The sequence below is a fragment of the Microbacterium sp. 10L49 genome (genome assembly GCF_056395125.1).
In genome coordinates this window covers 512358-524867 of sequence record NZ_JBFTIW010000004.1, presented here as the reverse complement: position 1 = coordinate 524867, position 12510 = coordinate 512358, and the positions used below count along the sequence as shown (strand labels likewise).

The window sequence follows — 12510 nt, the reverse complement described above, 5'->3', positions numbered from 1 at the left end:
ACGACGGGGACCGGCCGCATCCGGCCGGCCCCGTGCACGGATCCGCTATTTCTGCTTCTCGGTGAAGTACCACTGCTCCGGGGAGTAGATGAACTTCAGCAGGCCCTCGAAGGTGTCCGGTGGCCCGGAGAGGGTGCTCTTCCAGACGATGAGGTTGTCTGGGGTGGGCAGGAAGAGCACCGGCAGGTCCTTGGACAGCAGGGTCGTCTCTGCGCTCAGCGCCTTCGGATCCGATCCGAACACGCTCGCCTCGATCGCCTTGTCGGCCTCCGCGTTGCTGTAGCTACCGAGGTTGAAACTGCCGTCGGTGTTGAACGCGCCGTTCGCGGTCGGGTAGGAGGTCATGACCAGCGGGCCGCTGTCCTGCATGGCCCACTCGTTCGTGTTCGCCGGTGCGCCCGGGTTCGAGTAGTTCTCGTACATGTAGTTCAGCGACTTCGAGACGACCTTCACATCGATCCCGACCTTCTTCGCCTCAGAGGAGAACGCGAGGTCGCGGGCCCCGACGTAGCTCGGAGAACTCGCGGAGGCCAGGGTGAACGAGATCTTCTGCCCCTTCTCGATGCCCTCACCGCACTGGTCTGATCCGGTGCCCGCCCGCTCGCAGGTCGTGCCCGCCGTGTCCACCTTCCAGCCGTGATCGGTGAGCAGCTTCTCGGCCGTCTTCGGGTCGAAGGGATAGGGGGCCTTGTCGCCGAAGTCGGGCGGGAACGCCGAACCGAGGCCGACCGTGGCGTAGTTCTCGCTCGCGGCGCCGTTGTAGACGCCGCGGCTCTTGATGTAGCCGGGCTGATCGATCAGATGCTGCAGCGCCTGACGCACATAGGGCTGCGCGATGATCTTGTCGAATCCGTCAGTGGTGTCGGTGAAGTTGATCACGAGCGGATCCGACCGGGCCGGCGCGGGAGCCGCGTAGACGTTGTAGCCCTTCTTGCGCAGATCCTCGATCTTCGAGGAGTAGCTGGAGTCAAGACGCCCGACCGTGATGGTGCCCGCCTGGTACTGGTTGTAGATCGCCGCGGCCGAGGTGAAGGCTTTGAAGTCCACCTGCTCGAGCGTGAGTTTCCCCGGGCCCGTGTAGGCCTTGTTGGGCGTGAGTGAGTACGATCCGGTGGTCGGTTCGAAGCTCTTCAGCGCGTAGGGTCCGTTCACGACCTGCCACAGCGGGTTGGTGGCGAACGTGGACTGATCGGAGGACTGCCCGGTGAGGAACGTGTAGATCGCGCTCGCGTTCGCCGGATCCGTGTAGTCGAGCACGGGGCCTCCCGTCGCGGCGACGCTCCAGTCCGCGGACGGCATGACGACGAGCTGCTGCAGGAGCGATTCCAGGTACGCGGGGTTGTACGCCTTCTCGAGCGTGAGGACGACGGTGTCGGATCCCTCCGCGGACGCGGTCACCCCGTCGGGGAACTGCCCCGGCGTGTAGAACGCCCAGTTGGCCGCGCTCTGGGCGACGGCGGCCTTGAGGATGTCGAGTGAGAAGACGACGTCGCCGGCGGTGACGGGCTTGCCGTTGGACCAGCTGTTCTTCTTCATGGCGATCGTGACGGTACGGCCGTCGTCGGCGTAGGACGGCGGCGCGGCGAGACTCGTGTCGGCGTTGCTCTTGCCGTCCGCGTCGGCCCGGTAGAGGGTCCGCCACATCAGGTCGTTGCCGATCACGGCGCCGTTCGCGGCGGCGGGCGGGTACGGGAAGATGTAGTTCGGCGCCAGGCCCGGCGTCATCGCGATCGTGACGATCCCGCCGTCGACGGCCTTGCCGCTCGCCGCGGGGATGCGGCGGTACTGCGACGGGTCGACGGTGCTGGCGCCGGCGGTGCAGCCGGTCGTGATCAGCGCGGCCGCGACGCTGAGCGCGATCAGGAGGCGCCGTCGCCTCCGGGGAACCTGCGCGTTCATGCTGTGCTCCTTCTTCGGGTTCTTCGGGTTCTTCGGGTTCTTCGGGCGGGCCGGGTCGGGTGGTGTGGATCCGGAACGGCCGCCACGACGCGGATCCTGGTGCTTCGAGAGTGCAGGACGCCGGAAGGCGCCCGTTCAGAGATCCGGACAGTTTCGGGGCGGCGCGCCTGTGGAGGCGGACACACCTCGGCGCCGGGTCATCGGCGCCGGTCCATCACGTCGCGCAGCGCGTCGCCGAGCAGGTTCAGCCCGAGCACCACGAGCACGATGCACAGCCCCGCGGGGAAGATGAGCCACCAGTTGCCGGCGGTGATGTAGGCGACCCCGCTCGAGAGCTGGCTGCCCCAGTCGGTGACCGGATAGCTCAGCCCGAAGCCGAGGAATCCCAGCGCCGCGATCACCAGGATCGCGTCGGCGACCTGGAACGTGAGGTTCACGATGATCACGCCGAAGGTGTTCGGGATGAGGTGCGTGAAGATGATCCGGCGGTCCCCCGCGCCCATGAGCCGCGCGGCCTGCACGAACTCCCGCACCCGCAGGGACAGCACCTCGCCGCGGATGAGCCGCGCCGATACGAGCCAGGAGAAGCCGCCGATCACGAGGCTCAGCGTGAGCGGCGTCGCGGTGAAGCGCGCCGCGATGATGAGCACGAAGAACAGGAACGGGATCGCCAGCAGCACGTCGACGAACCGCATCATGATGCCGTCCACGACGCCGCCGGCGAGCCCCGCGACGGCGCCGTAGACCGTGCCGAGCGTCGTCGCGAAGACCGCGGCGAGCAGACCGATCTCGAGCGACACCTGCCCGCCCAGCATGAGCCGGCCGAGCACGTCGAAGCCGTTCGGATCGGTGCCGAGCGGGTAGCCCTCCCCCGGCGGCAGGAGGGCATCGAGCAGGTTCACATCGGTCTGGTTCGTCGGGTACAGCAGCGGTCCGACGAAGCTGAACAGCACGAGCAGCGCGAGCATCGACGCCCCCGCCACGGCCATCGGGCTGCGCCGCAGCGCACGCAGGACGGCGCCCGCCGCGAGAGGGCGCGCCGCTGTCGCGGCCGCGACGATGACGTCGGTCTTCTCGGACAGCTCAGGGTGTGCGGTGGTCATCTGCTCAGCTCGATCCGTCGGTCCGCGCGTGCGACCACGAGGTCGGCGAGGAGGTTGCCCAGCACGGTGAGGGCGCCACCGATGAGCGTGTAGGCCAGCAGCACCGGATAGTCCTCCCGGTGCAGGCTGTTCAGGAACAGGAGGCCGAGACCGGGGTAGTTGAACACCGACTCGACGATGAGGTTGCCCGCCAGCAGCGTGGGGATCATGACGCCGACGAGGGTGATCAGCGGGATGCAGGCGTTGCGCAGCAGGTGCCGTATCAGCACGATCCTCTCCGGCGCGCCCTTGGCACGGGCGACCTTGATGTAGTCCATGCCGAGCTGCTCGAGCGCCGCGGAGCGCTGGTATTGCGAGAAGACAACGACGTTCGTGAGGGCGAGGGTGATCAGCGGCAGCGCCATCGCGCGCGGATCGGTGAACACCACCCAGGGCGAGGTGGACTGCGACGCCTCCGCCGGGAACAGCGGCACGAGCTGGCTGAGCAGCGCGATCAGCAGCAGTGCGACGAGGAACGACGGCGTCGCATACAGCAGGTAGGCGATGCCGGTGGCGGCCCGGTCGACGACGGTGTTCCGCCGGACCGCCTGCAGGATCCCGAGCGGGATCGCGATGAGCAGCGCGAGCACGAGGCCGGACAGGGAGAGCACGGCGCTGCGCCCCGCGTTCTGCGCGAACAGCACCGAGACCTCCTCGTTCAGCTTGTAGGAGCGCCCGAAGTCGCCGTGCAGCAGCTGCACCACGTAGTCGACATACTGCGCGAACAGAGGGCGGTCGAAGCCGTGCTCGCGGTTGAACGCCTCGACCGCGGCGGCCGACGCCTGCGCCCCGAGAACGACGCGCCCCGGGCTGTCGGAGATGAGATGGAGCATCACGAAGATCACGATCGAGATGCCGATCAGCACGAGCAGCGAGACCAGGATCCGCCGCATCAGGTACGAGATCATGCCGCCGCCTCCGTCTCGGTCCGGTCCGTGGTCCGCGCTTCGGCTGCCTTGCCGACCTTGGGCTGCAGGGGGAAGTGACAGGCCACATCGTGGCCGGTGCCGACCGCCTCCAGCAGCGGCTCCACGGTCGCGCACAGCTCGGTCGCGAGCGGGCACCGCGTGCGGAACCGGCACCCGCTGGGGGGATCCAGGGGGCTGGGCAGCTCTCCGCGCACGCGCTCGACGCCCTCCGGCGCCGGAGCGTCCGGATCCGCGACGGGCACTGCCGCGAGTAGGCCCGCCGTGTACGGGTGCGCGGGCCGCTCGTAGACGTCGTCGGTCGCGCCGAGCTCGACGATCTTGCCCAGGTACATGACCCCGACCCGGTCGGAGAGGTAGCGGATGACGGACAGGTCGTGCGAGATCACGACGCTGCTGAGCCCTCGCTCGCGCTGCTGCGTGCGCATGAGGTTGAGCACCTGCGAGCGGATCGAGACGTCGAGGGCGCTCACCGGCTCGTCCGCGACGAGGACGTCCGGATCCAGCGCGAGAGCCCTGGCGAGCCCGATGCGCTGGCGCTGCCCACCGGAGAGCTCGTGCGGGTAGCGTTCCATGATGGACGGGCTGAGGCCCACGCTGTCGAGCAGTGCGATCGCACGCTCGGTGCGCTCGGCGGCGGTGCCGACGCTCTGGATCGCCAGGGGCTCGCGCAAGATCGTGCCGATCGTCATCTTCGGGTCGAGGGCGGCGCCGGAGTCCTGGAACATCATCTGCAGCTTCGCCCTGCGGTCGCCGAATTCGCGCCGGCGCACGCCGGAGACCTTCGCCCCTTCTAGTCGCACCTCGCCCGCGGTGGGCCGGTCCATCGCGACGAGCATGCGTCCGAGCGAGGACTTGCCGCACCCGGACTCTCCGACGAGCCCCAGGGTCTCCCCGGCCCGCACCGCGAAGCTCACCCCGGAGACCGCCTTCACCGTGCGTCGGCGGCCCTTCGGCGTCCAGCCCGAGACCGGATGCTCCCGCACGAGGTCGACGACCTCGAGCCGGTGCTCCGCCGACGTCGCCGCGGCGGGCGAGAGGGGAAGCGCGCGGCCCGGAGCGACGGACGACGCCTCCGTGACGGGGTTCCAGCACGCGAACACGTGCCCGCCCTCGCCCTCGAGCAGCGGACGCTCCGTGCGGCAGCGATCCGTGGCGGCCGCGCAGCGCGGCGCGAACCGGCACCCCGGGACGGTCTTGGCGGGATCCGGCGGGGAGCCGGGGATCGAGAACAGCTCCACGCCGCGGTCCTGCTCGAGCGACGGGATCGAGTCGAGCAGCGCGCGGGTGTAGCGGTGCCGCGTCTGCCGGAAGAGGGACCGGGTCGGTCCGGTCTCCACGAGGCGTCCGGCGTACATGACGCCCACCCGGTCGGCGTGCCGGGCGACCACGCCCATGTCGTGGGTGACGAGGATCATCGCCATGCCGAGCTGCTCCTTGAGGCGCCCCAGCAGCTCCAGGATCTCCGCCTGGATCGTCACGTCGAGGGCGGTGGTGGGCTCGTCGGCGATGAGCAGATCGGGCTCGGCGATGAGGGCCATCGCGATCATCACGCGCTGACGCATGCCTCCGGAGAGCTGGTGGGGATAGTCCCGCATCCGCTCGGACGGCCGCGGGATGCCGACGAGCGCGAGCATCTCCTCGGCCCGGCGCAGCGCTTCGGCCCGGCGCGCCAGCCCGTGCAGCAGCAGCGGCTCCGCGACCTGATCGCCCACGCGCCTGGTCGGGTTCAGCGCCGTCAGAGAGTCCTGGAACACCATCGAGATCCGCCGTCCCCGCAGCGCCCGGTACGCGTGCGGATCCCTCCCGACCAGTTCTTCGCCGTCGAACCGGATGGATCCGCTCGTGATCGTGGATCCACCGGGCAGCATCCCCATGATCGACAGACCGGTCATCGACTTGCCGGATCCGGTCTCGCCGACGATGCCGAGCGTCTCGCCGCGGGCGAGATCGAGATCCACGCCGGTGATCGGACGCACGGTCCGTTCTCCCGCGCGGATCTCGACCGAGAGGTCTCGAATCGTCAGCATTGCGCGCTCCCTTGCGCCCGCCGCTCCACGCGGCCGGCCCTGTTCTTCCATGATCCTGCGACACCGGGGTCCCGCCGGGTTCGTCCGCTCGATCGAACGGAGCACTCGCTGTTCGTCCTCAGGGACGATTCGCCCCGTCCGAGGCGGTCTCAGCCGAGCGAGGGCCGTCCGAGCTGCTGTCGGAACAGCCGCTGCACGTTCCCGCCGAGCACGCCGAGGATATCGGCCTCGGCCCACCCTCGGCGCAGCAGCGCCTCCGTGACCAGGGGCAGGCCCTCCGGCCCCTCGAGCCCCGGCAGATACACATCGGCGGGGACGCCCTGCACCTCGGCGACCGTGCAGCACGGCGGCGTGGTCTCGGCGATGACCTCCCGGACGAAGTCGGGCCCGAGACCCACATGCTCGCTCCCGGCGATCGCCGCGATGTGCTCCAGATGATCCACGAGCCGGTCGATCGTGGCCGGCTCCTCGTCCAGAAACGGCGCGAAGAAGTTCGCGCAGATCACGCCGCCGCCCGCGGCGATCGCGGCGAGGTGCTCATCCGAGAGATTGCGATGGTGCTCGCGCAGCGCCCGCGCCGAGGAGTGCGTCGCGATCACGGGGCGGGTCGCGATCTCCAGCACGTGCGTGACGCCCACGGCGCCGAGGTGGCTGAGGTCGAGGAGCATGCCGACCCGCTCCATCTCGCGCACCGCCGCGACGCCGGCGCCGGTGAGCCGGCTGCGGGCGGTGTCCTCGCCGGATCCGTCCGCGAAGGCGCCGCGGCCGATGTGGGTCAGCGAGCCGACGCGCACTCCGAGGCGGTGCATCGTGGTGATCAGCTCGACGTCGGCGTCGAGACCGGGCATGCCCTCGAGCGCCAGAACGAGGGCGATCCGCCCATCGGCGATCGTCCGGTCGACGTCCTCCCCGGAACGGCAGAGCGCCACGCGGCCGGCGTTCTCCTCGGCGAGGCGGTGCGCGGCCTCGATCATGCGCAGGGTGCGCCGGAGGGCGCTCTCGGGGCGGTACGGATCCTCGATGAACACGGGAAGCACCTGCAGGTCCACCCCGCCCGCCTCGAGCTGCGGCAGCCACCGCTCCCGGAAGAAGCTCCCCCAGCGCTCAGGCGGGCGCGCCACGACCGCGCAGAGCAGGTCGTTGTGGGCGTCCGCGACCACGGCCCGGCGATGCAGGGCTCCCGCGAAGGGCGGCGCGGTCATCAGGCCACCCGCCGATCCGCACGACCGGTGTGCAGGAACAGCGCCCTGCCCGCGCCGTCGTCGCCGAGGAAGGCGACCGGCTGACGGATCCCGCCCTCCGCCTCGACCGGGAGCAGCACGTCCCCGCGCCAGCCGACGAGCTCGGTGCGGTACGGGAGATCGCCCAGGTCGGCGACGACGCCGTGCGGGACCCGATCGAGCCAGACCCGCCCCTCGGCGGTCCGGCTGATCGTGGTCAGGGCCGTGCTCGACGCGTAGCGGCCGACGAAGCGGTCGGACTGCGCAGGCGCGGGGCCGGTGGGCTCCGGGACGGGCGCCGGACCGAACCCGGCGAACTCCGCCAGCACGGCGTCGACGAGCGCGGCGAAGAGCGGGTGCGGTTCTCCGCCGTTCGCGAGAGCGGCGATGGCCACGCCCTCCTCCGGCAACACCCGGAGGAGGGCGGATTGCCCGATCGTGTTGCCGTCGTGGCCGGGGATCGTGCGCCCCTCGCGGGCGAACAGCTCCCAGCCGAGGCCCCAGGCGGCGCCCTGGGCGATGTCCGGCAGCGCGACCTGCGCCGTGCGCATCGCCTCGACGCTCGCCCGGGAGATCAGGCGGGAGCCGTCGGGGGCGAGACCGCCGGCGAGGGCGAGCCGGCCGAACGCGAGCAGATCGCCCGCGCTCATCGCCAGCCGTGATCCCGCGGGCCCTCCCGCGCGCTCCATCGCCCACACGGTCGTCGGCACGACCTCGCCGTCGTCCTGCCGGAGGTGGCCGACGGCCGCCCGGTGCAGGATCGCCTCCGCCGCGTCCACGGCCGCGTGCCGCAGTCCGAGCGGGGTCAGCAGCCGATCCCGCAGCACCCTCTCGTAGGGGGCGCCGCGGAGCACCTCGACGATGCGGCCGAGGGTCGAGAACCCGGCGTTGTTGTAGGAGAACATCTCTCCGGGCGCGAAGAGCTGCGGTGTCCCGGCGAGGATCCCGACGTACCGCTCCAGGGCGTCGTCCCCGTCGCCGGTGTCGACGAAGACGTCGCCCTCGAAGCCGGCGGCGTGGCTGAGCAGGTGCCGGGGCGCGATCGCGGCGGAGGCCTCCTCGTCGGCGACCCGGAAGCCGGGGAGCACCCGCCGCACCGGAGCGTCCAAGTCGAGCAGCCCCTCCTCGACGAGCTGCATGACCAGCGTCGCGGTGAGCACCTTGGTGACGGATCCGATCTGGAAGACGGATCCGGTGTCCGCCGCGACGCCGGTGCCGCGATGGAGGACCCCCGCGGCGTAGGCGAACGTCGCGTCGCCGACGCCGATCGCGAGCGAGACGGCCGGCACGCGATGCCGCGCCATCAACGCGGGGATGTGCTCCTCGATCCAGGTCTGGACGGTGGCGAGCTGCGGCATGGTCCTCCTCGACGTCGACTCACGTCGAGGCTAGAGCGCGGCTCGGCGTCTCGATTCGTCGATCGGCACGAGTCCGAGGCCGCCGGATGGTCCCGGCGGCCAGACCGCTCACGCCGCGATCGCGTGCGCGGCCTCCCGGTCCAGCAGCCGGCGCTTGACGTCCTCACCCCAGGCGAAGCCGCCGAGGGTGCCGTCGGTGCGCAGCACGCGGTGGCAGGGCACGAAGAGGGCGGGCGCGTTGCGCGCGCAGATCGAGGCAGCGGGGCGCACGGCCCCTGGCTTCCCGAGGGCGACCGCGAACTCTGTGTAGGTGAGGGGCTCGCCGGGGGTGATCCGACGCAGCGCCTCCCAGCCCGCGCTCTGCATGCCGGTGCCGAACTGGCGCACCTCGACGGCGTCGATCGCCGCGAGATCGCCCGCGTAGTAGGCGTCGACGGCGACGGCCGCCGTGGTGGCGCCCTCCGTGATCTCCGCAGGGCGGTTCCTCTCCGCGAGGCGGTGCAGGATCGCCTCGTGATCGGCGGTCCAGCCGGACGCGAGCACGCGGTCCTGCTCGTCGGCGAGAATCGTGAACGGGCCGTCGGGGGTGTCGATGGTCTGGATGATGGCGGTCATTTCGAGCCTTCCGTAATCGAGATGGTCTGAGTGGTCTTGGTGGTGTCGGAGCGGACGGCGTCGACGGCGCTCGATGCGCCGGCGCCGGTCGCAGCCGTCGTGGCGTTCCTGGCGTTCTTGACAGCCTTCGGCGGGACCGCGCGCCAGAGGTGCGCGGTGAGGTAGCTGCGCCAGGGCGCCGTGCGAGCGGCCCACGCGTCCAGGGGCCCCGCCTCCGAGGGCAGGCCGGCTGCACCCGCTCCCGCGCGGGCCGCGACGTCGCCGGGCAGGAACACGTCGGGATCGCCGAGTACACGCATCCGCACGTAGTCGGCCGTCCACGGCCCGATCCCGGGCATCGCCAGCAGCGCGGCACGCTGCGCCTCGCCGTCATCGCCGAGCGTCAGCCACAGCGAGCCGTCGGCGAGGGCCGCCGCGGCTCCCGTGACGGCCTTGATGCGCGCGGCGGGTCCGCGCAGCACCTCGTGCCCGTGCTCGGCGATCGCGGCCATGGTGGGGAACAGGATCCCCTCCCCCTGCGCGTCATCGGCGGATCCGACCCGCTCTCCCAGCTCCTGGGCGAGCAGTGTCAGCGCGGTGCGCGCGGCGGCGACCGTGATCTGCTGCCCGATCATGGCGCGGATGAGCATCTCATGCGGATCCGCGGCCCCTGGCACCCTGATGCCCGGGACGCGCGCCACCAACGGGGCGAGCCGCTCATGCGCGGACAGGGCGGCATCGACCGCCAGCGGATCCGCGTCCAAGTCGAAGAGGCGACGGGCGCGGGCGACCACGGGCGCGAGGTCGGCGAGCTGCGCCAGCCGGGCGCGCAGGTGCAGCCGGTCGGCGTCATCGAGACTCAGCTCGAACCAGCCCGGCCCGCCGTCCAATCGCAGGTGGCGGGAGAAACGGCGCTCGCCCACCTCCTCGACCCCGGGGAGTGCCCGTGCACGCATCCACGCGAACAGGCCCTCCGCGTCGAACGGCCTGCGGTACGGCAGCAGCAGGTCGATCTCACCGGGCACCGCGGTCGCCGCAGCCGTCGCATCTCGTCCGGTCCCAGAGCCTGTCGAAGGGCGCCGGGCGCGCAACTCCCCCGGCGCCAGGCCGAAGACTTCGCGCACGGTGTCGTTGAACTGGCGCACGCTCGCGAACCCTGCGGAGAATGCGACGTCGGCGATCGGCAGGTCGGTGCCGACCAGGAGCATCCGGGCGGTGTGCGCACGGTGGGCGCGGGCGAGGGCGAGCGGACCCGCACCGAGCTCCCCGGCGAGCAGCCGGGTGAGGTGGCGCGAGGAGTAGCCGAGCCGCGCGGCGAGCCCCGGCACGCCCTCCCGCTCGACGACCCCATCCGCGATGAGGCGCATGGCCCGGGCCGCGACATCGCCGCGCAGGTTCCACTCGGGTGAGCCAGGGGCGGCTTCCGGCAGGCAGCGCTTGCAGGCGCGGTAGCCGGCCTCATGCGCGGCGGCGCTGGTCGGGAAGAACGTGACGTTCTCGGGTTTAGGCGTGCGGGCCGGGCAGCTCGGACGGCAATAGATACCGGTCGAGCGCACGGCCGTGACGAACTGCCCATCGAAGCGGGTGTCGCGCGCATCGATCGCGCGATACCGCTCGTCGAAGGTCATACCGAGGAAGCTCATGCCTCCACTCTGACACGTCCGATTCCCGCAGGCTCGCGGAAATCGGACATGACAGTGGGAGCCTGTCGGCCCCGCAGGACCCGCCCGGGCTCAGTGGAAGAAGTGGCGCTCCCCCGTGAAGAACATCGCGACGCCGGCCTTGCGGGCAGCGGCCACGACCTCCTCATCGCGCACGGATCCGCCCGGCTGCACGATCGCGGTGACGCCCGCGTCGATGAGCACCTGCGCGCCGTCGGCGAACGGGAAGAACGCGTCGGAGGCGGCGACGGATCCGGCCGCACGGTCGCCCGCACGCTCGACCGCAAGACGACACGAGTCGACGCGGTTGACCTGGCCCATGCCGACGCCGACCGTGGCGTTGCCCTTGGACAGCACGATAGCGTTGGACTTCACGGCGCGGCACGCCTTCCACGCGAAGATGAGGTTCTCCATCTCGAGCTCATCGGGGCGCTCGCCCGAGACCAGCTCCCAGCCGTTCGCGACGGACTGGATGTCGTCGGGGAACCGGTCTGCATCCTGCAGCAGCAGGCCGCCCGAGACGAGGCGCACGTCCATGCGCTCCTGCTGCCAGTCGTCCGGCAGCTGCAGCAAACGCAGGTTCTTCTTCGCCTTGAACACCTCGAGCGCCGCCGGCTCGAAGGCCGGGGCGACGATGACCTCGGTGAAGATGTCCTTGAGGTTCTCCGCCATCTTCAGCGTCACAGTGCCGTTGGCCGCGATCACGCCGCCGTAGGCCGAGACGGGGTCGCATTCGTGGGCGCGCAGGTGCGCGCTCGCGATCGGATCCAGAGCGTTGGGTGCCGTCGTCGCGATCCCGCAGGGGTTGGCGTGCTTGATGATCGCGACCGCCGGGTGCACCATGTCATAGGCCGCACGCAGGGCGGCGTCGGCGTCGACGTAGTTGTTGTACGACATCTCCTTGCCTTGCAGCTGCGTCGCCTGGGCGATGCCGTGCCCGCCGGCGCGCGTGTAGATCGCGGCGCGCTGGTGCGAGTTCTCGCCGTAGCGCAGCGTTGCGAGGCGGGAGGCCGAGATCGTGAGCTGCTCGGGCAGTTCGCCATCGCTCGACAGCGTGCCGTCCGAGAACCACTGCGCGACGGCGGTGTCGTAGGCCGCCGTGTGCGCGAACGCTCGTGCAGCCAGCTCGCGGCGCTGCACGAGCGTCGTGCCGCCCTCGTCGATCGAGCGGATGAGCGAGGGGTAGGACTCGGGCGAGACCACGATGGCGACGTTGGCGTGGTTCTTCGCCGCGGCGCGCACCATGGCGGGGCCGCCGATGTCGATCTGCTCGACCACGTCGTCGCCGACCGCGCCAGAGGCCACGGTCTGCACGAACGGGTACAGGTTCACCACGACGAGCTCGAACGGGCTGATCCCCAGTTCGGCCAGCTGGCGCTCGTGGTCCTCCAGGCGGAGATCCGCGAGCACCGCGCCGTGGATGGACGGGTGCAGCGTCTTCACACGGCCGTCGAGCATCTCGGCGACGCCCGTCACGGTCGCGACGTCGGTGACCTCCAGGCCCGCATCACGAATGGTCTGGGCCGTGGATCCGGTCGAGACGATCTCGATACCGCTTGCCGCGAGAGCCTGCGCGAGCGGCACCAGGCCGGTCTTGTCGCTGACCGAGACCAGTGCGCGACGGATGCGCACAGCGTCACGGGGGCGGTAGAGGGACGGGTCGTGGGCGGGACCGGCCAT

9 protein-coding genes are annotated in these 12510 nt (G+C 71.0%); all 9 read right to left on the bottom strand.

The window, feature by feature from the left end:
• Positions 1-45 precede the first annotated feature (45 nt).
• The 9 genes from AC1DCT_RS15460 to purH all read right to left on the bottom strand — a co-directional run bounded on the left by AC1DCT_RS15460 (position 46) and on the right by purH (position 12510).
• Complete coding sequence (locus AC1DCT_RS15460) at positions 46-1899, bottom strand: ABC transporter substrate-binding protein (RefSeq protein ID WP_477430207.1); 1854 nt, start codon at positions 1897-1899, stop codon at positions 46-48.
• A 197-nt stretch (positions 1900-2096) separates the two neighbouring features.
• The gene (locus AC1DCT_RS15455) at positions 2097-3002 is read right to left on the bottom strand and encodes an ABC transporter permease (RefSeq protein ID WP_477430205.1); all 906 of its coding nucleotides are present in this window, start codon (positions 3000-3002) and stop codon (positions 2097-2099) included.
• Positions 2999-3949 carry an ABC transporter permease gene (locus AC1DCT_RS15450; protein WP_477430203.1) on the bottom strand — a complete coding sequence of 317 codons (951 nt, stop codon included), beginning with the start codon at positions 3947-3949 and terminating at the stop codon, positions 2999-3001. The genes AC1DCT_RS15455 and AC1DCT_RS15450 overlap by 4 nt, the downstream gene beginning before the upstream one ends.
• Complete coding sequence (locus AC1DCT_RS15445) at positions 3946-5997, bottom strand: dipeptide ABC transporter ATP-binding protein (protein WP_477430201.1); 2052 nt, start codon at positions 5995-5997, stop codon at positions 3946-3948. Before AC1DCT_RS15445 ends, AC1DCT_RS15450 begins: the two co-directional genes overlap by 4 nt.
• 149 nt (positions 5998-6146) lie before the next feature.
• Complete coding sequence (locus AC1DCT_RS15440) at positions 6147-7199, bottom strand: dipeptidase (protein ID WP_477430199.1); 1053 nt, start codon at positions 7197-7199, stop codon at positions 6147-6149.
• Complete coding sequence (locus AC1DCT_RS15435) at positions 7199-8575, bottom strand: serine hydrolase domain-containing protein (protein WP_477430197.1); 1377 nt, start codon at positions 8573-8575, stop codon at positions 7199-7201. The genes AC1DCT_RS15440 and AC1DCT_RS15435 overlap by 1 nt, the downstream gene beginning before the upstream one ends.
• A gap of 108 nt (positions 8576-8683) precedes the next feature.
• Positions 8684-9190: a methylated-DNA--[protein]-cysteine S-methyltransferase gene (locus AC1DCT_RS15430; RefSeq protein WP_477430195.1), complete on the bottom strand. Its 507-nt coding sequence runs from the start codon at positions 9188-9190 to the stop codon at positions 8684-8686.
• Positions 9187-10812, bottom strand: coding sequence for a DNA-3-methyladenine glycosylase 2 family protein (locus AC1DCT_RS15425; RefSeq protein WP_477430193.1), 1626 nt, complete (start codon positions 10810-10812; stop codon positions 9187-9189). Before AC1DCT_RS15425 ends, AC1DCT_RS15430 begins: the two co-directional genes overlap by 4 nt.
• 90 nt (positions 10813-10902) lie before the next feature.
• Complete coding sequence (purH, locus tag AC1DCT_RS15420) at positions 10903-12510, bottom strand: bifunctional phosphoribosylaminoimidazolecarboxamide formyltransferase/IMP cyclohydrolase (protein WP_441977196.1); 1608 nt, start codon at positions 12508-12510, stop codon at positions 10903-10905.